Here is a 19,997-nt window from a genome sequence, read left to right on the forward strand (position 1 = left end):
GCGTGCGGCGCCGCGGCCGTGCGCGTGACGTGCCGAGGAGCCGCCTGTGACCGCGCCGGAGTTCCGTCCCAGCCATGTCGTCCCGCCGGACGGGATGGCGACCTGGGCGGCCCCGGACGCCACCCGGCCGCTGGTCCCGCTCGATCCGCTGCTGCCCGTCCAGGTCGTCGAACGGCACGGCGACTGGGCCCGGGCGCTGTGCTCCAACGGCTGGTCGGCGTGGGTGGACGGGCGGCTGCTGCTGCCGCTGCCGCACCCCCCGCCGGCCGCCGGGCAGCCCGCCGCCCGGACCGCCGACCCGCGCCCGCTGCTGGCCGCCGCCGAGGGAGCGCTGGCCCGCTTCCGGCAGTTGGTGGAGGAGGTGCTCGCCGGTCAGCTGGACCGCGAGGCGTTCGCGGAACGCACCCGCGGCACCCGGATCGGCGCGGTGGCGGACGGCGACGCGGTGTGGCTCTACGACGCCCGCCACGAGCGCTGGACGTACTGCGACGGGGCGTCGCTCGTCACGTTCGCGGTGACCGGGGAGGCGGCAGCGGCGGGGGAAGCGGAGGCCGAGGAGGGCGCGGGATCCGGAGCGGAGGCCGAGGGGGCGGCCGGGGGCGGGTCCGGGGCCGGTGAGCGGGCGTGAACGGGGCGCCGGGCGGCGAGCGGCCCCGGGAGCGGACGACGGTGCCCGACTCCTCCGGGCTGCGCGGCCGGCAGATCGCCGGGTACCTGCTCGGCGACGAGATCGGGCGCGGCGGGATGGCGGTGGTCTACCGGGCCGAGGACCTGCGGCTGGGCCGGACCGTGGCGCTGAAGCTGCTGGCCCCCGAACTCGCCCGGAACGATACGTTCCGGAAGCGTTTCGCGCATGAGTCGCGGGTCGCCGCGGCGATCGACCACCCGCATATCGTGCCGGTCTTCGAGGCCGGCGAGACCGAGGGCCTGCTCTATCTGGCGATGCGCTACGTCCAGGGCCGCGATCTGCGGGCGCTGCTGGACCGGGACGGCCGGCTGCCGCTGGACACCACCTGCCGGATCGCCCTCCAGGTGGCGTCCGCGCTGGACGCCGCGCACGACCACGACCTGGTGCACCGGGACGTCAAGCCCGGCAACATCCTGGTCGCCGAGGGCACCGACAGCGACCGGCCCGAGCACGTCTACCTCACCGACTTCGGGCTGACCAAGAAGTCGCTGTCGCTGACCGGCTTCACCAGCGTCGGCCAGTTCGTCGGGACGCTGGACTACGTGGCGCCCGAGCAGATCTCCGGGCGCCCGGTGGACGGCCGCTGCGATGTCTACGGGCTGGCCTGCGTCGCGTACGAGATGCTGACCGGGGAGCCGCCGTTCCGCCGCGACGACGACATGGCGCTGCTGTGGGCCCACCAGTACGACCCGCCGCCGGTCCCGAGCGGGGCACGGCCGGATCTGCCGGCCGCGGTGGACGCGGTGTTCGTCCGCGGGCTGGCCAAGGCGCCGGAGGAGCGGTACGAGACCTGCCGGGCGTTCGTGGTGGCGCTGCGGGCGGCCGGGCGCACGCCGGGGCCCGGCCCGGCCACGGGCCCGCACCCGGTGGGCGTCCGGACGGGCGGCGCCCCCCGGCCCGGTACCGCTCCCCCGCCGCCCCCGCGCTGGGCCCTCCCGGTCTTCCCGGGGCCGCTCGCCCGCCCGGAGGCGTGAGCCCGCCCCGCGCGTCCCCGGGTCACCGCCCCGGCGGCGGCCCCCGGTAGGCATCGCGCACCTCCCCGGGATGGCGGACCCGGCGGGCCGCCAGGGCGCCGGCGAACCCCGTGGCCAGCCCCCACGCGGCGCCCACCCCCACCAGCCGCCACAGCTGCGGCCGCAGGGTGACCGCGCCGCCCAGATCGCCGCCGAGGTCGCCGACGCCGATCAGGGCCAGGCCGTAGTGGGCGTCGATCCCCGTGGCCACGCCGACGACCAGGAGGGTGAGCGCCAGCGCCACCGCCATCTCCAGGGCGTGCCGCCAGGCGGGCGTACGGGCCGGGGCACGGACCGCGGCGGCGAACGCGGCGACCGTCAGGACCACCGCCGCCACCGCCACCAGCCACCACACCCGCCCGTCGTACGCGGCGAGCGAGCCGAGGTCCAGGGTCTGCTCCCCGCCCCGGGCCAGGACCTGTTCCAGGGGGTGTGGCAGCGGCAGGCCGAGGGCCTTGTCGGCATGGCCGGTCCAGCCGCCGCCGGTGCCGATGCCCAGCGCCGTCCAGGCGAGGTTGGGCAAACCGAGGAGGAGGACCGCGAGGGTGCGCGCCGGGTGGTCGCCGGTGGCCGGCTCGGCGAGGCCGGCGAGCAGGCCGAGCGCCACGTACACCAGCAGGACCAGCAGCATCGCGGACGCGGGCGGGCGGACCGCGGTGCGGTGGCGGAGCAGCCCCGGGGGCAGCGGGGCCGTGCGGGAGACGGCGAGCGACAGCACCAGGACGGCGAGGATCCACAGCAGGCCGTAGCCGAGCGTGGCCGGCAGGTCGGCGCGGAAGCCGACGGTGGGGGTGGCGCCGAGGGCGGCGCCGATCCGGTCGGCGAGGTCGCTGCCGAGCGAGACGGTGAAGCGGTGGCGGGCGGCGAGCGCGACGAGCAGCAGAAGGACCAGCCAGCAGACCGCCGTCCGGGCGATCCGGCCGAGGAGTTCGCCGGACCGGGCGACCGCGCGGTGGCGCAGCGGCCGCCGGAAGAGCGCCGCGGTGACCAGGGCCCCGGCCAGCGTCACCGACAGCGGTACGGCGTCCACGGCGGCGCCGGCCCGGGCCAGGAACCCGGCGTCGCCGGTCGCGGCGAGCGCACCGCCGGCCGCGGCGACCACGGCGGCCGCGACCACCGCGGGGAAGCCGCCGCCGGGCAGGTCCGCCGCCCCGGCCGCCCACAGCCCGAGCGCGGCGGTCACCGCCATGGCCGCCAGGCCCGCCACCGCCGTGCCGAGGGCCTGCCCCCAGCCGCGCAGGGCGGGCGGGCGGCCGTGCGGTGCCGCGGTCGCGGGCCCGGCCGGTGCGGGCTGTCCGGGTCCGGCCGGTGCCGGGCCGGGCGTCTGGCTCACGGGGTCTCCCACGGGGCACGGGGGCCGAAGTGCCGTCCAGGCAACGGTACGCACGGCGGGTGCCGCCCGCTTGCGGAAGACGGCGGCCCCGGGCAAACAATTGACGCGATATGCGACATGACCGGCATGACCGATACGTCACGTCCGGAGTGGCGCGCATCCGCCGAACCGCCGCGTGCCACCGCGGCCTTCGCCGCCTCGCGCCCGTCGCCCCACGCCGCCGGACGGCCGCCCAGTGCCGGGAAGAGGACACCGTGACATCTCCACCGCCGTCGGACAGCCAGCCGGAGAGCCGGCCGAGCGGCCCGCCCACGGGTCCGCTCTCCGGTCCCCCGTCCGGTGAGCCGCCCGCGCACGAGCCGACCCGCCCCTGGCAGCAGCCGGGGGCGCAGCCCACCGCCCCCGGCGCCGGCCCGCCCCCGCCCCCGGACGGCCCCGGCGGCGGAGGCGGCGGAGGCGGCGGCGGAGCGGGCGGCGGGGAGCGGCGGCCGTGGTGGCGGTCGGGGCCGCGGATCGCGATCGCCGCGGCCGTGGTGGTCGTCGCGGTGGTGCTGGCGATCGTGTTCACCCACGGGGGCGGTGGCGGCGGCGCACAGGGCGAGGTGTTCCTGGAACCGGCCGCCGCGTCGGGCCAGGACCCGTACACCGGCTCGACGGTGAACGGCGGCGGCACCGCGTCCCCGACCGCCACCCCGTCCGTCCCGGCGCAGGGCGCGCAGCGGCACACCAGCGTGTCCGGGGCGGCCCCCGGCCTGTACGGCGGCAGCCGCTCCAACGCCAGCTGCGACGTCGAGAAGCAGATCCGCTTCTTCCAGGGCTCCGCGGAGAAGGCGCGGGCGTTCGCCGGCACCGAGGGCGTGAGCGCGGCCCAACTCCCGCAGTACCTGCGGTCGCTGACCCCGGTGCAGCTGCTGGTGGACACCCGGGTCACCAACCACGGCTTCCGGGACGGGCGGGCCACCTCGTTCCAGGCGGTGCTCCAGACGGGCACCGCGGTGCTGGTGGACGCGCACGGGGTGCCGCGGGTGCGGTGCGCGTGCGGGAACCCGCTGACGCCGCCGGTGGCTGTCAAGGGCGCGGTGAAGATGGTCGGCAAGCCGTGGCCGGGCTTCCGGGACTCGAACGTGGTGGTGGTGAAGCCGGCGCCGCGGCCGGTGCACGCGTTCACCCTGCTCGACCCGGACACCGGGCAGTACTTCAAGCGCCCCCAGGGCGGCTCGGGCGACACCGACGAGCCGGCGCCGCCGCCCTCCCAGCCGCCGTTCTCCCCGCCGCCGTCGGCCCCCGGGTCGCCGTCGTCGCCCGGGGGTTCGACGCCGGGGACGCCCTCGGGACCGGGCGGCGGGACGCCCCCGGAGACCCCGGGCGGTTCGACACCTCCGGAGGGGCCCGGTACGACCCCGCCCGGCGAGACCGGCCCCGGCGGCACCCCCGGGCCCGTCACCCCGGGCGGTCCCGGTACGGGCCCGGGCGGTGAAACGGCCCCCGGCGGCCCCTCCAGCTGACCGCCGCCCCGGGCTCCCACCCGCACAAACGCCCATCCCCCGAACGCCGATATCGAACTGTGTCCTAATAATCCGATGCACCGCACAACCTCTGAAGCGGACAAACCATCTGTATACGCGGCGGATGCCTACGGCTCCGCCGCTGTCCGTTGTTCAGCTTTGGAGGAACCTTCGTGCACGCCGGAACACGTCGCCCCACCACCCGGTTGATACCCGCGGTCCTCGCCGCGGGGCTGCTGATGACCGCGTGCGGCACCGGCACCGGCGGCTCGCAGGCGGACGCGCCGGCGGCCAAGGTGACGGTCACCCCGGCGGCCGGCGCCGCCGCCGCGAAGCTCGGCGCCCCGATATCCGTCAAGGCCGACGGCGGCCGGCTGACCACCGTCGAGGTCAAGGACGACAAGGGCGCGGCGGTGCCCGGCCGGCTGGCCGCCGACGGATCGGCCTGGACCTCCGAGGGCAAGGTCCGGCCGGCGACCACGTACACCGTGCGGACCAAGGCCAAGTCGTCCGGCGGCAAGGAGTCCGAGGGCACCTCGAAGTTCACCACCGAGCAGGCCGCCAAGGTCAACAAGCTCACCAACACGCCCGGCAACGGCCAGACCGTGGGCACCGGTATGCCGATCTCGATCCTCTTCGACCACCCGGTCGCCAAGAGCAGCCGCCCCGAGATCGAGAAGGCGCTGAAGGTCACCACCCAGCCCCGCGTCGAGGGCGCCTGGGGCTGGGTGAAGGACTGGTCGGGCAAGGACCGGATCGACTGGCGGCCCAAGGACTACTGGCCGTCCGGCACCAAGGTCTCCGTCCGGGGCGCGCTGTCCGGCCTGAACTCCGGCGACGACCGCTGGTTCGTCCGGGACTACGACTTCGACTTCACCATCGGCGCCGACCACAAGGCCGTCATCGACGTCCCCTCGCACACCCTGACGATGTACGACAACGGCAAGCCGGTCGGCACCATCCGCGGCTCCGCGGGCTCCCCGCAGGACCCGACCCGGGGCGGGGTGCACACCGTCCGCAGCAAGAACGCCGCGGAGACCATGGACTCCGCCACCATCGGCCACGGCAACGAGTGGATGCTGGACTCCCAGTGGGTCACCCACCTCACCGCGTCCGGCACCTTCCTGCACTCCGCCCCGTGGAACAAGTCGCTCGGCGTGGTCAACAACAGCCACGGCTGCTTCGGTATGACCACCTCGGACGCCAAGCGGGTCTACGACTTCCTCACGATCGGCTCCACGGTCGAGGTGAAGGGCACCACCAGCACCAAGAAGACCGATGTCGGCAACGGCCTGGAGGTCTGGCAGGAGTCCTGGTCCCAGTGGCAGCAGCGCAGCGCCCTGAAGTAGCCGGGCCCTGAACCAGCGGCCCGGCCGCCGCGCGGTCCGCGTCAGCGGATGTCGTGGACCGTGCGGCGATAGGTGGAGCGGCGGTCGTCGATGGTGGCCCAGCGGTCGCCGTGGACGGTGCGGGTGATGCCCTCCTCGCGGAGGAAGTCGTGCGGGAAGCCGAGCGGGACGGCGCTCACCTCGTCCAGCCGGGCCAGCGCGTCCTCGTCGAGGACGACGTCCACGGCGGCGAGGTTGTCCGCGAGCTGGGCCTCCTTGGTGGCGCCGATGATCGGGATGATGTTGCCGGGGCGCTGCCGCAGCCAGGCCAGCGCCACCTGCGCGGGGCTCCAGCCGCCCTGTTCGGCGATCTCCAGGACGGCGGTGACCGTCGCGTCCTCGTTGTGGTCCCGGAAGCTCGCCGCGCCCTCCGTGGTCAGCCGGCCGGACTCGCCGCGCCGGTACTTGCCGGTGAGCTTGCCGGCCGCGAGCGGCGCCCAGGCCAGGACGGCCAGGTCGAAGGCGCGGGCCTGCGGGAGCAGTTCCCGCTCCACGGTGCGCTCCAGCAGGCTGTAGCGCAGCTGGGAGCCGGCGAACGCGGTCCAGCCGCGGAGCTCGGCCAGCGTGTTGGCCTGGGCGATCTCCCACGCGGGCCAGTCCGATACGCCGAGGTAGAGGACCTTGCCGGAGCGGACGAGGTCGTCCAGGGCGCGCATCACCTCCTCGACGGGGGTGAAGTTGTCGCGGGCGTGCACCCACAGGACGTCCAGCCGGTCGGTGTCCAGCCGGCGCAGGCTGGCCTCGACGGAGCGGACGAGGTTCTTGCGGTGGTTGCCGGCCGCGTTGACGTCGTCCGGCGCGGTGGCGCAGGTGTACTTGCTGGCCAGCACGAACCGGTCGCGGCGGCTGGTGAGGAGTTCGCCGAGGATGGTCTCGGAGCTGCCGCCGGTGTAGTTGTTGGCGGTGTCGAGGAAGTTGCCGCCGGCGTCGGCGTAGGCGTCCAGGATGCGGGCGCTGGTCTCCCGGCTGCTGCCCCAGCCCCATTCCTCGCCGAACGTCATGGTGCCCAGGGCCAGTTCGCTCACCCGCAGGCCCGTCTTGCCGAACAGTGTGTACCGCACGTTCTCCCCTTCGGTCGTGGTCGGTCCCACGCTAGGAGCTGGAGTGCGCTCCAGCGCAAGCCGCCGCTCCGGCCGGGAGGCGCGTGGCGCGCCGCCTCCCGGCCGGTGCCCCGGGGCCGGCGGCCGGTCAGCCGGTGCGCAGGGCCGGGTCGCTGACGCCCGGCGCCCCGGTCTCGACATGGCCGGCGAAGCGGCGCAGGAATCCGGCGTCGGTGTCGGCGGTGACCGTCAGGTCGTACCAGCGGCGGCTCGGGCCGAGGTCGACGGCCTGGGTGAGGGTGCCGCCCGGGTCCACCCGGACCGTCTGCCGGGTGCCGGTGTAGGCGTTGGCGACGGTGAGGGTGCAGGGGGCCGTGCCGGGGTTGGTCAGGGACAGCTCGACGCGCCCGGAGGCGGCGTTGTGGCGGGCGATGACCTCGGGGGTGAGCTTCTTGCCGGGGCCCTTGAAGGTGCGCAGGAAGCCGTTGGGCCCGTGCACCGTCAGGTCGTAACTCCCCTTGGAATAGGCCGTGTTCCAGGTGTCGGAGACGGTCTTGCCGGCCTCGGTGGTGTACGTCCAGGGGCCGTCGGTGCGGTTGGGCGAGGTGACCAGGAAGCTCGCGCCGGCGCGGGTGCCGCCGCTGAAGGTGAGCGTGAAGCGGCCCCCGGCGGCGTCGGCGGTGCCGTCGGCCAGCGGGACGTACGGCAGCGGGCGGGTGGGCCGGGAGCCGGGCTCCTGCGCGGGCAGGGCGGGCGTGGCGGGCGGCTTGGGGACGTAGCTGGTGTGCCGGTTGTGGTCCGGCGGCTGGTAGCCCTTGGTGTCCGGCAGCGCGGCCGGTTTGCTGTTCTCCAGGGAGAAGTCGAACGCCGAGGTCAGGTCGCCGCAGACGGCGCGGCGCCAGGGCGTGATGTTGGGCTCGTGGACGCCGAAGCGGCGCTCCATGAAGCGGATGATCGAGGTGTGGTCGAAGACCTCGGAGCAGACGTAGCCGCCGGTGCTCCAGGGCGAGACGACCAGCATCGGGACGCGCTGGCCCAGGCCGTAGGGCCCGGCGGCGTAGCCGGCGCTGCCGGGGTAGCGCTCCAGGGACGTGTCCGCGGTGGAGCGGCCCTGGGCGGTGGAGGCGGGCGGGAACGGCGGGACGGCGTGGTCGAAATAGCCGTCGTTCTCGTCGTAGGTGATGAACAGCGCCGTGCGGCTCCACACGTCGGGGTTGGCGGTGAGCGCGTCCAGGACCTGCGAGACGTACCAGGCGCCGTAGTTGGCGGGCCAGTTGGGGTGCTCGGAGAACGCCTCGGGGGCGGCGATCCAGGAGACCTGCGGCAGGGTGCCGGCCTTGACGTCGGCCCGGAGCCGGTCGAAGTAGCCCTCGCCGCGCTTGGCGTCGGTGCCGGTGCGGGCCTTGTCGTAGAGCGGGTCGCCGGGCTTGGCGTCGCGGTACTGGTTGAAGAAGAGCAGCGAGTTGTCGCCGTAGTTGCCGCGGTAGGCGTCGTCGATCCAGCCCCATTTGCCGGCCGCGTCCAGGCCGTCGCCGATGTCCTGATAGACCTTCCAGGAGACGCCGGCCTTCTCCAGGCGCTCGGGGTAGGTGGTCCAGCCGTAGCCGGCCTCCTCGTTGCCGACGACCGGGCCGCCGCCGGAGCCGTCGTTGCCGACCCAGCCGGAGAACATGTAGTAGCGGTTGGGGTCGGTGGAGCTCATCATCGAGCAGTGGTACGCGTCGCAGACGGTGAAGGCGTCGGCGAGCGCGTAGTGGAAGGGGATGTCCTCGCGCGTCAGGTAGGCCATGGTGCCGGTGCCCTTGGCGGGGATCCACTGGTCGTACTTGCCGTTGTTCCACGCCTGGTGGCCGCCGTGCCAGTCGTGGTTGAGGCCCGCGATGAACTGCATGCCGAGGTTCGCGGCGTCGGGGCGGTAGGGCAGGACGTCCTTGCCGCCGCCGGACTGGTACCACACCGGCTTGCCGCTGGGCAGGGTGACCGGGCGCGGGTCGCCGAAGCCGCGGACGCCCCGGAGCGTGCCGAAGTAGTGGTCGAAGGAACGGTTCTCCTGCATCAGGACGACGATGTGCTCGACGTCCTTGATGGAGCCCGCGCTGCGCCGGGCCGGGATGGCCGCGGCGCGGGCGATGCTGTTCGACAGGGCGCTCAGGCCCGCGGTGGCGCCGGCTATCTGGAGGAAGCGCCGGCGGTTGATGTCAGCCATGTGTCGTGGTGACCTCGTGGGTGAGGGGGGATGACGGGGTGTCGGTTCGTTGGACGGTGCGGTCAGCAGAGTGTTCCAAGAGGAACGAGGCCCCGGGAAGAGGGGGTGTCCCGGAGGTGACACCTCACCGTACGGGTGGCGAACTCACCGGCGGGCCCCGGGCCCCGGCAACGCCGGACGGCCGGCGGGCCACGGCGCTGCGACCGTGGTCCGCCGGCCGTCCGGGCCGGGGCGGGCTGTGTTAGAGGGCCGGGGCGGGGCCGGCCGCGGGGACCGGGCCGTCCGCGGCGGGCGCCGGCGGCGGGCCGTCCGGCGCGGGCGCGGGCTCGGCCGCGTCCGGCACGCTGCGCGGCCGGACCGGCGGGGTGGCCGGCGCGCCGCGCGGCACCTCGACCCGGCGGGTGAACCAGATGACCTTGCCGCCGTCGGTGCCGCAGGTGCCCCAGCTGTCGCTGAGCGCGGCGATCCGGGCCAGGCCGCCGCCGGCCGCGGACTCCAGCCGGGGCAGTTCGGGGCCGTCGTCGGCGACCGAGGCGGTCAGATGGCGGCCGCTCCAGCGGAGTTCGACCACGCAGCGGGCCTCGGGGCCGATATGGCGGTGGACGTTGGTCAGGAGCTCCGCCACTCCCTCGCACACGGGCGGGATCTGCGGTTCCAGATTCCAGTAGCGCAGATGCGCGGCGACGATCCGCCGGATCTGCGGGACGCGCTCCGCCGAGGCGTGCAGTTCGACCGTGTAGTGCCGGCCGCCGGGAAGTGTCATGTCGTGGCTCCTCACCGCGAGGCTCACGTCCTTCACCTCGTTGGACCAACGAACCCCGAACACGAAGAGTGAGCTTCCGTCACGTATGGGTTGACTGTCATGCTCACCCGGGCGTACCGGCGCCGCAACAGGGTTGGGCCGTCGGAGTTGCGTGCGGGGCACCGGGCCGCGCCGGGACGCGCCCCGCCGAGGCGCCGGGACCCGCCCGCCCGGCGCCGGACCGCGCGGGTGTCAGCCCCCGGTCCCGCCCAGCGCGGACAGCACCTTGTCCGGCGTCAGCGGCAGGTCGCGGAAGCGGTGGCCGGTGGCGTGCCACAGGGCGTTGCCGATCGCCGCGGCGGTGCCGACGATGCCGATCTCGCCGATGCCCTTGCTGCCCATGGGGTTGAGGTGGGTGTCCTCCTCGTCGAGCCAGTACGCCTCGACGACCGGGGCGTCGGCGTTGACCGGGACGTGGTACGAGGCCAGGTCGCGGGCGGTGAAGTCGCCGAACGCCGGGTCCAGCGAGCTGCCCTCGGTCAGCGCCATACCCAGGCCCATGATCAGGCCGCCGGTGAACTGGGAGCGGGCGGTGCGGGAGTTGAGGATGTGGCCGGCCGCGTACTGGCCCAGCAGGCGGCGGACCCGGACCTCGCCGGTGCGGGTGTCGGCCTGGACCTCGGCGAAGACCGCGCCGAAGGCGTGCCGGGAGTACGGGGAGGACTCGGCGTTCTCGGCGTGGGTGTCCTCGGTGACCGCGATGCCCTCGGCCGGCAGCGGGCCCTGGTGGTCGCGCAGCCGGTCCTTCAGGGCGGTGCACGCCTTGTGGACGGCCCAGCCCCAGGACGCGGTGCCGGTGGAGCCGCCGGCGAGCCCGGCGGGCGGCAGATCGCTGCTGCCGATCTCGATCGCGATCCGGTCCTCGGGGACGCCGAGCGCGGCGGCGGCGATCTGGACGAGGACGGTACGGGCGCCGGTGCCGATGTCGGTGGCGTTGATCCGGACGCGGTAGCCGCCGTCCGGGGCGGCGTGCGCCTCGGCCTCGGAGCCACTGGCCGAGGCGGGGTAGGTGGACGAGGCCACACCGGTGCCCAGCAGCAGATCGCCGCGGCGGCGCAGCCCCGGGCGCGGGTCGCGGGGCAGCCAGCCGAAGCGGGCGGCGCCCCGGCGCAGGCAGTCCGCGAGGTGGCGGCTGCTGAAGGGGCGGCCGTTGTCCGGGTCGGTGGCGGTGTCGTTGCGCAGGCGCAGCTCGACGGGGTCGGCGCCCAGGGCGGCGGCGAGTTCGTCCAGGGCGGATTCGAGCGCGTACATGCCGGGGCATTCGCCGGGGGCGCGCATCCAGGACGGGGTGGGGACGTCGAGGGCGGCGACGCGGTGCACACAGCGGCTGTTCGGCGAGGTGTACATCATCCGGGCCGGGATGGCGGCCTGTTCGACGAACTCGGTGAGCGTGGAGGTGTGCGAGAGGCTTTCGTGGCCGAGGGCGGTGATCACGCCATCGGGCCCGGTGCCGATGCGGACGCGCTGGATGGTGGGGCTGCGGTGGCCGACGACGGCCGGCAGGTGGCGGCGCGGGACGGCGAGGGTGACCGGGCGGCCGGTGTGGCGGGCGGCCAGCGCGGCGAGCACCACGTGCGGGCGCGGGGTGCCCTTGGAGCCGAAGCCGCCGCCGACGTGCTCGGAGACCACGGTGACCTGGTCGGTGCCGAGCTTGAACAGCGCGGCCAGCTCCTCGCACACCTTGGTCGCGCCCTGGCTGGAGTCGTGGACGGTGAGGTGCCCGTCGTCCCACTGGGCGGTCGCGGCGTGCGGCTCCATGGGGTGGTTGTGCAGCGACGGCATGGTGTACGTGACATCGACGGTGGTCTCGGCGGCGGCGAACGCGGCGTCGAAATCGCCCCGTTCGCGGGCGCCGGGCCCGCCGTAGACCTCGTCCGGGACGTACAGGCCGGGGTGGTCGGCGGTGAGCAGGACGTCGTGGCCGTCGGTGGCGTACTCGACGTGCACCGCGTCGGCGGCGTCCCGGGCGGCCTCCAGGGTCTCGGCGACGGCGAGCGCGACGTACCAGCCGCGGTGCGGGACGCGGTCCTCCTGGAGGACGGCGAGGGTGGGGTCGTCGGTGGGGGCCAGGCGGGGCGCGTTCTCGTGGGTGAGGACGGCGAGGGCGCCGGGTACGGCGAGCGCGTCGCGGGTGTCCACGGACGTGATCCGGCCGCGGGCGACGGTGGCCGCGACGGGCCAGGCGTGGACCCGGCCGGGCGGGGCGTGGTCGGCGGCGTAGCGGGCGGTGCCGGTGACCTTCGCGCGGCCCTCGCGGCGCACCAGCGGCTCGCCCAGGGGCTGCGGCGGCGGGCCCGCCGGGAACGGTTCGTGGCTCATGGCACGCGTCCTTGGGTCTGAAGGGCCTTGGGTCGAAGGGGCCTGGGGGCAAAGGGGCCTGGGGTCGGAAGCGGGCGGGGTCAGCCGCGGGCGGCGAGGTCGGCGAGGACGCCGACGGCCAGGGCGCGGGCGAGCGGCACCTTGAAGCCGTTGTCGCGCAGCGGCCGGGCGGCGGCCAGCTCGGCGTCGGCGGCGCGGGCGAAGGTGTCCTTGGTGGCGGGCGCGCCGCGCAGCACGTCCTCGGCGGCGCGGGCCCGCCAGGGGCGGTGGGCCAGCCCGCCGAAGGCGAGCGCGGCGTGCTCGACGGTGCCGTCGCGGACACCGAGCACCGCGGCCACCGAGGCCAGCGCGAAGGCGTACGAGGCGCGGTCGCGGGCCTTGCGGTAGCGGGAGCGGGTGCCGGGGACGGGCGGCGGCAGGTCGACGGCGGTGAGCAGTTCGCCGAGCCGCAGCTCGGTGTCGCGTTCGGGGGTGTCGCCGGGCAGGCGGTGGAAGTCGGCGGCGGGGACGGTGCGTTCTCCTTCGGGGCCGCGCAGGTGGACGGTGGCGTCCAGGGCGGCGAGGGCGACGGCGAAGTCGGAGGGCTGGGTGGCGACGCAGTGGTCGGAGTGGCCGAGGACGGCCAGTTCGCGGTGGTGGCCCTCGATGGCCGGGCAGCCGGTGCCGGGGTCGCGTTTGTTGCAGGGTTTGGAGGTGTCCTGGAAGTAGGTGCAGCGGGTGCGCTGGAGGAGGTTGCCGCCGGTGGTGGCGGCGTTGCGCAGCTGCCCGGAGGCGCCGGCCAGCAGGGCCTGGGAGAGCACCGGGTAGCGGTCGCGGACGGCGGGGGCGGCGGCCAGGTCGGCGTTGCGGACCAGGGCGCCGACGCGCAGTCCGCCGCCGGGCAGTTCCTCGATGCGGTCCAGCGGGAGCCGGCCGATGTCGATCAGGGTGCGGGGGGTCTCGGCGCCCTGCTTCATCAGGTCGACGAGGTTGGTGCCGCCGGCCAGGAAGCGCGCGCCGGGCTGCCCGGCGGCGGCCCGGACGGCCTCCTCGACGCTGCCGGCCCGCAGATAGGCGAACGGCTTCATGGCCCGGCCACCTCCGTCCCGGCGGCGGCGTCGGCGACCGCCTCGGTGATCCTCGGGTAGGCGCCGCAGCGGCAGATGTTGCCGCTCATCCGCTCGCGGATCTCCTCGGGGGTGAGGGGGACCGGCGCCCCGGACCGGGAGGTCTCCCCGGTGACGTACGAGGGGAAGCCGGCCGCCGCCTCGGCCAGCACGCCGGCCGCCGAGCAGATCTGGCCGGGGGTGCAGAAGCCGCACTGGAAGGCGTCGCGCTCCAGGAACGCCTCCTGGAGCGGATGCAGCCGCTCGCCGTCGGCCAGGCCCTCGATGGTGGTGACCGCGCGGCCGTCGTGCGCCACCGCGAGCAGCAGGCAGCTGTTCTCCCGCCGCCCGTCGACCAGGACGGTGCAGGCGCCGCACTGGCCGTGGTCGCAGCCCTTCTTGGCGCCGGTCAGCCCCAGGTGCTCGCGCAGCGCGTCCAGGAGGGTGGTGCGGTGGTCCAGGACGAGGGTGTGGCGGGTGCCGTTGACGGTGAGGACCAGCTCGGAGCGGCGCCCGTCGACGGGGCGGGGGGCTTCCGGGCCGTCCGGCCTGTCCGGTCCGCCGTCGGGAGGCATCAGGCGTCCTCCGGGACGGGGCGGCGCAGGGTCTCCAGCCGCAGTTCGACCTCTTTCTCCTGGTCGCCGGCGGCCATGCCGAGGATCTGCACCGCGAACGCCGGCTTCAGGCCCTCGCAGAGCTGGTCGACGGCGCGGTAGCCGCCCTGGAGGGTGGCGATGACCGGCGAGGTCAGCCGCTGGGGCTCCGGTGCGGTGCCGCGCTCGCTGACGTCGACGGTGGTGGTCCACACCGTCGTGCCCGGCCCGGCCGTTTCCTTCGGTACGTCGTCCGCGGCGCGGTCGGAGCGGAAGGCGGTGCGCAGGGCGCTGAAGACGGCGTGGGCGTCCTGCCCCGTGCAGCCCTCGACCTCCACCACGACTTCGGCCGATACGTGTTCCGCGTGTGACGCCTGGTGCGCGCTGTTCACTGTGGGCCCTTCCTGTGGTTGCCGGACGCTTCCAGGCTCACTCCGCGGCCCGGGGTGTGCGACCGGAGGCTCGAACGAGTGGTTTGAACGGGCGGATCCGCGTGCCGCGGCCACCCGGAGTTACGTTGTGTAGCCGGGACGCGCGCTGCGTAGTCGCAAGCGGCTCCGCGGCCGTCCCGCGTCGCTGTTCCGCCGTCCTCCGTTCCCTCCTCTGCGTCGTCCGTCCGTCTCCGCCATCCGCGTACCCACCGGGAGCACCGTTGACCAGTCCGCTCGTCGACCAGCACACCACCGGCTACAGCCTCCGCCACGCGCTCTCCATGGCGCGCGCCGCCGCCCTCGCGTACGAGGACGAGCCGGCCGTCGAGGCCGCCGCCGGGGAGTGGGGGTTCGCCCGGGTGCGCCACCACCGCACCGCGTTCCAGCCACCGTTCCCGCTCCGGGACACCCAGGCGTACACCCTCGGCGGGGAGCGCATGATCATCACGGCGTTCCGCGGCACCGAGCCCGCCGAGCTGCGCGACTGGCTCTCCGACGCCACCACCCCGCCCTGGCCCGGTCCCGGCGGCCGGGGCTACGTCCACCACGGCTTCGCGCAGGCGCTGGAGGCGGTCTGGCCGCGGGTGCTGGCCACCGTCGCGGAATTCCGGGACAACGGCCAGGCGGTCTTCTTCACCGGCCACAGCCTCGGCGGCGCGCTGGCGATGCTGGCCGGCGCCCGGCTGCACTTCGAGGACCCCCGGCTGACCCCCGACGGCGTCTACACCTTCGGCCAGCCGCGCACCTGCGACCCGGGCCTGGCGCGGGAGTTCAACACGGCCTTCGCCGGCCGCATGTACCGCTTCGTGAACAACAACGACATCGTGCCGCAGCTGCCGCCGGAGCCGGTCTTCCGCCATGTCTCCGCACTGCGCTACATCGACTCCCGGGGCGCGGTGCACAACACCATGCCGCTGCTCGGCGGCCTTTTCGACCGCGGCCGGGGCCTGACCGCCGATCTGCTGGCCCCCGCCGCGGACGGCGTCCGGGACCACTTCATCGGCGCCTACGTCACCGCGCTGGAGAACGCGGCGGCCGGTCAGGACTGACGCGCCCCGGCGGCGGGGCGGGGGACGGCGTGCGGGCGGGGCGCGGCGGTGAAGCGCACCGCCTCCGCGCGCGGCACGATCTCGACCTCGTCGCCGAGCGCCCACTCGGCGGCCCGCGCGGACATCGCGGCCGGGACGGTGCCGCTGATACCGGGCGCGGCGGGGATGTCGTAGGTGGCGTGCGCGTCGTGCGGCAGGACGACGCGGTGGCCGCGGGCCAGCGCCGCCCGGGCGGTGGCCGCCACGCACATCTCGGACAGCACCCCGCAGACCGCGAGGCCGGTGGCGCCCGCGCCGTCGAGCAGTCCGCCGAGCCCGGTGTCCTCGAAGCCGTCGTCCTCGGTCTTGCGGACGACGCGCTCCAGCGGGCCGGGCGCGACGGGCAGATGGAGGCGCCAGCCGGGGGTGCGCGGTTCGTCGGCGGCGCCGGGCGGGCCGTCGTTCTGCAGGTGGACGACGAGCGCGCCGGCCGCGCGGGCCCGGGCGAGCAGCCCCCGGGCGCGGTCCAGGACCCGCGCGGCGTCGGGGACCGCCTCCGGTCCGGCGACGAACGCGGACTGGAGGTCGACGAGCAGGAGGGCGTGCACGGGGTCGGGGGCGCCGGGGCGGGGTGCGGTCGGGGCGGTCACCGTCCCATCATCGCGGTGGGGGGCGCTGCGCCGGTCGGGCGGGACGGGTTCCGGCCGGACCGGCATGGTTGCCACAGGCATCGAATCGGGCGGATCATCCGTAGGTGCTCCGCGGCCGCAGTCGCGCCGGGTCCGCGCCCGGCGGTCCGGGCGGCGGGGCGCGGGGCGCGGCACCGCACCGCGACGACGCGAGGAGACCCCGTGGAAGCTGCCACCGCCAACGGCCACTGCGCACCGGGCTTCGAGGGCGTCCGCGCCGCCTTCGAGGGCAACTTCCGGGCGCGCCGCGAGACCGGCGCGGCCCTCGCGGTGACGCTCGACGGCGAGCTGGTGGTCGACCTGTGGGGCGGGTCAGCGGACGCCGCCGGGCAGCGGCCCTGGGAGCGGGACACCCTGGTCAACGTCTACTCGACGTCGAAGGGCATGACCGCGCTGTGCGCCCATCTCCTGGCCGATCGCGGAGAATTGGACCTCGACGCGCCGGTCGCCCGCTACTGGCCGGAATTCGCCCGTGCCGGCAAGGGGGACATACCGGTGCGCTGGCTGCTCAGCCACCGCGCCGGACTGATCGCGCCCCGGGAGCCGCTGGCGGAGGGCCGCGCCTACGACTGGGAGTACGTCTGCGGCGCGCTGGCGGCCACCCCGCCCTGGTGGGAGCCGGGCACCGCGCAGGGCTACCACGCGGTGACCTTCGGGTATCTGGTGGGCGAGGTGGTCCGGCGGATCACCGGGCAGTCGCTCGGGGCGTTCCTGCGGAGCGAGATCACCGGGCCGCTGGACGCCGCGGTGTTCATCGGCACGCCCCCCGAGGAGCAGGCGCGCTGCGCCGAGATGGTCGGGCAACTGGACAAGGAGCGGCTCGCCGCGCGCCTGCCGGGCCTGCCGACGGCGCCGGTGCGGGACCTGGACGCGCACCCGCTGGCCGGGGTCACGCTGGCGCTGACGTACATCCCGACCGGGGACGTCAACAGCGCCGCCTACCGCGCGGCGGAGATCCCGTCCGGCAACGCGCACGCCTCGGCGCGCGGGCTGGCCGCCGTCTACGGTGCGCTGGCCGGCGGCGGGCTGGTCGGCCGGGCCGCGCTGGAGGCGATGCGCACCCCGCAGAGCCGGCCGGCCGAACCGGACCTGACGCTGGGCGCGCTGGTCCCAGAGGGCACCGCCGCGGCGTTCCGCTGGGGGCTGGGCTACATGCTCAACGACCGCGGGCAGGCCGGGCCCAATCCGCGGGCGTTCGGGCACGGCGGCGCGGGCGGTTCGTACGCCTTCGCGGACCCGGAGAACGGCCTGTCGTACGCGTACACCATGAACCGCTTCGGCGGCGGCACCAGCGGTGAGGACCCGCGCAGCGCCGCCCTGGTCGCGGCCGTGTACGCGGCGCTGGCGGGGGTACGCGGCAGCGCGTGAACGGCCCGCCGCACCCCGGCGCACCCGCCCGCGCGGCGTGATAATGGAAGGTGCGGCACGGATCCGTCCGGCGCCGCCGCGGGCGCGGCGGCCCCGGTGAGAGGACGTGGTGATGATGACGGAAAGGGACACCGAGACGGTTCACGAGGCGTACTCGTTCGTCTGCCTGCACTGCGGTCACGGGTGGGAGGAGGAGTACGAGATCCGGCACACCGCGGATCTCTCGGGCCGCCGGCGTGCCGAGTACTTCTCCCACGGCCGCCGGGTGCCTTCCCCCCTGACCCGCGACATCTGCCCGGACTGCACCCGCGGTCCGCTCCGGATCCTGCGGCCCGGCCGGGTCAAGGGCATCCAGTCGTACCTCGCGTAACGCCTGGCGGGGCCGGGGGCGGGGCCGCTGCGATTCGGTAACGGCGGCCGACGCCCCGTCGTTCGCCCCGGCAAATGTTGCATATGCTCAGGTCGGGGGCCCGGAGGCCGGTTTCGGACAGTCGAACGGACCATGGCCGGTCCCCCGTACCGATCGCCTTCTCAGGGGCCCGCCGAGCGCCGGCCCCTGAGCCGTAACGACGCCGGAGTGGACCTTGGCCGTGGAGAAGGGGGAGCAGCGCGCCCGCTCCCGTGCGCTGACCCTGTCGGCGCTCCCGTACCTGGTCATGGCGGCGGTCAGCGCGGTGGACATCTTCGCCGGCCCCGAGGTCGGTTTCCTGCCGCTGGTGTCGCTGGGGCCGGCGTTCGCCGGGCTGGTCGGCGGCTGGCGGCGGACGGCGGTGGCCGGGCTGGTCGCGGCGGTGCTCTGCGTGGGCCTGGGCATCCACAGCGGGCTGTTCGAGAGCCGGCGCGGGCTGACCGCGCTGCTGTCGGTGGCCGGGGTGACCGCGGCCGGGGTGGTGGCCGCGGTGATGCGGCAGCGCCGGGAGGCGGAGCTGGCCAGCGTCCGGTCGATCGCCGAGGTGGCGCAGCGGGTGCTGCTGCGGCCGGTGCCGCGCAGCGCCGGGCCGCTGCGGATCGCGGTGTCGTACACCTCGGCGGTGGCCGAGGCGCGGATCGGCGGCGACCTCTACGAGGTGGTGACCTCGCCGGCCGGGGTGCGGATCATCGTCGGCGATGTGCAGGGCAAGGGCCTGGAGGCGGTGGAGAGCGCGGCGGTGGTGCTCGGCGCGTTCCGGGAGGCGGCGCACGACGAGCCGGATCTGCCGGCGGTCGGCGCGCGGGTGGAGCGGGCGCTGAACCGCCATCTGTCGGGCGAGCGGTTCGTGACCGCGGTGCTCGCCGAGATCGGCGACGGCCCCGACGCCACGCTGCTCAATTTCGGCCATCCGTCGCCCCTGGTCGTGCGCCCCTCCGGCGAGGTCGGCTACGCGGCCCCGCCGGACCGGGCGCTGCCGCTGGGCCTGATGGACCACCGGCCGGACGCGCCGGTCCCGTACACGGTGCCGTTCGCCCCCGGCGACCAGCTGCTCTTCTACACCGACGGGGTCACCGAGGCCCGGGACTCGGCCGGCTGGTTCTATCCGCTGGACGAGCGCGCGGCCACCCTGCTGAAGGACCCCGACCCGGAGGCGGCGCTGCGGGCGGTCCGGGAGGACGTGGTGGACCACGCCGAGGGGCCGCTGCACGACGACGCGGCGATGCTGCTGGTGCGGTACCGCGAGGCGGCCGGCGGCAGCGGCCCGGTGTAGCCCGGCGGGTCTGCCGTACGGCGCTCAGCCGGCCGTGCCGGGCGCCGGGTGGGTGTGCAGGGGCGCCAGGTGGGCGAGGAGGGCGGCCAGCACCTCGGCGGGGCGTTCCACGCCCGCGAGATGGGCGGCGCCGGAGAGTTCGACGAGGTTGGCGTCGCGGATGCCGTCGGCCAGTTCGCGGGCGTGCGCGGGCGGGGTGGCCGGGTCGGCGCGGCCGGCGACGACGAGGGTGGGCGCGGTGATCCGGGGCAGCGCGCTGCGCAGGTCGAAGGCGGCCAGGGCGTCGCAGCAGGCCGCGTACCCCTCGGGCGAGACGTCCCGGCACAGCGCCTCCACCAGGGCGGTGGCCTCCGGCCCGTTGGCGAAGGCCGGGGTGAACCAGCGGCCCGCGACGGAGTCGGCGACCGCGTCGGTGCCCTTGGCGCGGACCAGGGCGGCCCGCTCCCGCCAGCTCGCCGGCTCGCCGAACCAGGCGGAGGAGCAGACCAGCGCGAGCGAGCTGACCCGGGTGGGGTGGTGGGCGGCGAGCCAGGCGCCCACCGCGCCGCCCAGGGACCCCCCGGCGTAGGCGAAATGGCCGAGGCCGAGGGAGTCGGCGAGGGCGAGGACCAGGCGGGCCAGTTCCGGGACGGTGGTGGTGCCGGGGTCGGCGAGCGCGTCCAGGGGCGTGCCGCCGTGGCCCGGGAGGTCCCAGCGGACGACGTGGAACCGGCGGGCGAGCGCGGCCAGTTGGGGGTCCCAGACGGTCAGCGCGGTGCCCAGGGACGGGCCGAGGATCAGCGGCGGGGCGCCGGGCGGGCCGTCGGCGGTGTGGTGGAGGGCGGGGG

18 protein-coding genes are annotated in these 19,997 nt (G+C 75.6%); 8 read left to right on the forward strand and 10 right to left on the reverse strand.

Annotated features, from left to right (window positions below; genetic code table 11):
* The first annotated feature begins 46 nt into the window (after nucleotides 1–46).
* On the forward strand, nucleotides 47–628 hold the full coding sequence (locus ADL22_RS14785) for a hypothetical protein (protein WP_066978453.1): 582 nt from the start codon (nucleotides 47–49) through the stop codon (nucleotides 626–628).
* Complete coding sequence (locus ADL22_RS14790) at nucleotides 625–1,662, forward strand: serine/threonine-protein kinase (protein WP_079064127.1); 1,038 nt, start codon at nucleotides 625–627, stop codon at nucleotides 1,660–1,662. The genes ADL22_RS14785 and ADL22_RS14790 overlap by 4 nt, the downstream gene beginning before the upstream one ends.
* Before the next feature lie 22 nt (nucleotides 1,663–1,684).
* Here the strand turns inward: ADL22_RS14790 and ADL22_RS14795 are convergent, their stop codons facing one another.
* Complete coding sequence (locus ADL22_RS14795; RefSeq protein ID WP_066978456.1) at nucleotides 1,685–3,034, reverse strand: streptophobe family protein; 1,350 nt, start codon at nucleotides 3,032–3,034, stop codon at nucleotides 1,685–1,687.
* A 254-nt stretch (nucleotides 3,035–3,288) separates the two neighbouring features.
* On the opposite strand from ADL22_RS14795, the gene ADL22_RS14800 reads away from it, so the two are divergent.
* Together ADL22_RS14800 and ADL22_RS14805 are read left to right on the forward strand one after the other, a co-directional pair.
* Complete coding sequence (locus ADL22_RS14800) at nucleotides 3,289–4,539, forward strand: DUF6777 domain-containing protein (protein WP_079064128.1); 1,251 nt, start codon at nucleotides 3,289–3,291, stop codon at nucleotides 4,537–4,539.
* 173 nt (nucleotides 4,540–4,712) lie between these two features.
* Nucleotides 4,713–5,888 carry a L,D-transpeptidase family protein gene (locus ADL22_RS14805; protein WP_234430706.1) on the forward strand — a complete coding sequence of 392 codons (1,176 nt, stop codon included), beginning with the start codon at nucleotides 4,713–4,715 and terminating at the stop codon, nucleotides 5,886–5,888.
* Between the two features lie 41 nt (nucleotides 5,889–5,929).
* On the opposite strand, the gene ADL22_RS14810 is transcribed toward ADL22_RS14805, so the two are convergent.
* The 7 genes from ADL22_RS14810 to ADL22_RS14840 form a co-directional block, all read right to left on the reverse strand.
* Nucleotides 5,930–6,988, reverse strand: coding sequence for an aldo/keto reductase (locus ADL22_RS14810; RefSeq protein ID WP_066978518.1), 1,059 nt, complete (start codon nucleotides 6,986–6,988; stop codon nucleotides 5,930–5,932).
* A gap of 127 nt (nucleotides 6,989–7,115) precedes the next feature.
* Complete coding sequence (locus tag ADL22_RS14815) at nucleotides 7,116–9,173, reverse strand: phosphocholine-specific phospholipase C (RefSeq protein WP_066978462.1); 2,058 nt, start codon at nucleotides 9,171–9,173, stop codon at nucleotides 7,116–7,118.
* A 241-nt stretch (nucleotides 9,174–9,414) separates the two neighbouring features.
* Nucleotides 9,415–9,936: an ATP-binding protein gene (locus ADL22_RS14820; protein ID WP_066978465.1), complete on the reverse strand. Its 522-nt coding sequence runs from the start codon at nucleotides 9,934–9,936 to the stop codon at nucleotides 9,415–9,417.
* A gap of 231 nt (nucleotides 9,937–10,167) precedes the next feature.
* Nucleotides 10,168–12,294: a xanthine dehydrogenase family protein molybdopterin-binding subunit gene (locus ADL22_RS14825; protein WP_066978468.1), complete on the reverse strand. Its 2,127-nt coding sequence runs from the start codon at nucleotides 12,292–12,294 to the stop codon at nucleotides 10,168–10,170.
* Between the two features lie 80 nt (nucleotides 12,295–12,374).
* A complete protein-coding gene (locus ADL22_RS14830; protein WP_066978471.1) occupies nucleotides 12,375–13,361 on the reverse strand; it encodes an FAD binding domain-containing protein in 987 nt (328 codons plus the stop codon).
* A complete protein-coding gene (locus ADL22_RS14835; protein ID WP_066978474.1) occupies nucleotides 13,358–13,954 on the reverse strand; it encodes a 2Fe-2S iron-sulfur cluster-binding protein in 597 nt (198 codons plus the stop codon). The genes ADL22_RS14830 and ADL22_RS14835 overlap by 4 nt, the downstream gene beginning before the upstream one ends.
* Nucleotides 13,954–14,364 (reverse strand): hypothetical protein, encoded by a 411-nt coding sequence (locus ADL22_RS14840; protein WP_066978477.1) that lies wholly within the window; start codon nucleotides 14,362–14,364, stop codon nucleotides 13,954–13,956. Before ADL22_RS14840 ends, ADL22_RS14835 begins: the two co-directional genes overlap by 1 nt.
* A gap of 260 nt (nucleotides 14,365–14,624) precedes the next feature.
* Between ADL22_RS14840 and ADL22_RS14845 the strand changes: the two genes are divergently transcribed.
* On the forward strand, nucleotides 14,625–15,452 hold the full coding sequence (locus tag ADL22_RS14845) for a lipase family protein (RefSeq protein ID WP_199836303.1): 828 nt from the start codon (nucleotides 14,625–14,627) through the stop codon (nucleotides 15,450–15,452).
* Here ADL22_RS14845 and ADL22_RS14850 read toward each other — a convergent pair.
* Nucleotides 15,443–16,081: an isochorismatase family protein gene (locus tag ADL22_RS14850; protein WP_066978524.1), complete on the reverse strand. Its 639-nt coding sequence runs from the start codon at nucleotides 16,079–16,081 to the stop codon at nucleotides 15,443–15,445. The two genes, ADL22_RS14845 and ADL22_RS14850, sit on opposite strands and share 10 nt — an antisense overlap.
* Before the next feature lie 201 nt (nucleotides 16,082–16,282).
* Between ADL22_RS14850 and ADL22_RS14855 the strand changes: the two genes are divergently transcribed.
* The 3 genes from ADL22_RS14855 to ADL22_RS14865 all read left to right on the forward strand — a co-directional run bounded on the left by ADL22_RS14855 (nucleotide 16,283) and on the right by ADL22_RS14865 (nucleotide 19,170).
* Nucleotides 16,283–17,488 carry a serine hydrolase domain-containing protein gene (locus tag ADL22_RS14855; protein WP_066978481.1) on the forward strand — a complete coding sequence of 402 codons (1,206 nt, stop codon included), beginning with the start codon at nucleotides 16,283–16,285 and terminating at the stop codon, nucleotides 17,486–17,488.
* A 112-nt stretch (nucleotides 17,489–17,600) separates the two neighbouring features.
* Nucleotides 17,601–17,858 carry a hypothetical protein gene (locus tag ADL22_RS14860; RefSeq protein WP_324615559.1) on the forward strand — a complete coding sequence of 86 codons (258 nt, stop codon included), beginning with the start codon at nucleotides 17,601–17,603 and terminating at the stop codon, nucleotides 17,856–17,858.
* Nucleotides 17,859–18,072: 214 nt separating this feature from the next.
* Nucleotides 18,073–19,170 (forward strand): PP2C family protein-serine/threonine phosphatase, encoded by a 1,098-nt coding sequence (locus ADL22_RS14865; protein WP_199836304.1) that lies wholly within the window; start codon nucleotides 18,073–18,075, stop codon nucleotides 19,168–19,170.
* 24 nt (nucleotides 19,171–19,194) lie between these two features.
* Here ADL22_RS14865 and pcaD read toward each other — a convergent pair.
* On the reverse strand, nucleotides 19,195–19,997 hold an 803-nt coding region (gene pcaD, locus ADL22_RS14870; RefSeq protein WP_066978484.1), incomplete at its 5' end, for a 3-oxoadipate enol-lactonase.

This window comes from Streptomyces sp. NRRL F-4489 (assembly GCF_001509485.1).
Taxonomy (GTDB): domain Bacteria; phylum Actinomycetota; class Actinomycetes; order Streptomycetales; family Streptomycetaceae; genus Streptomyces.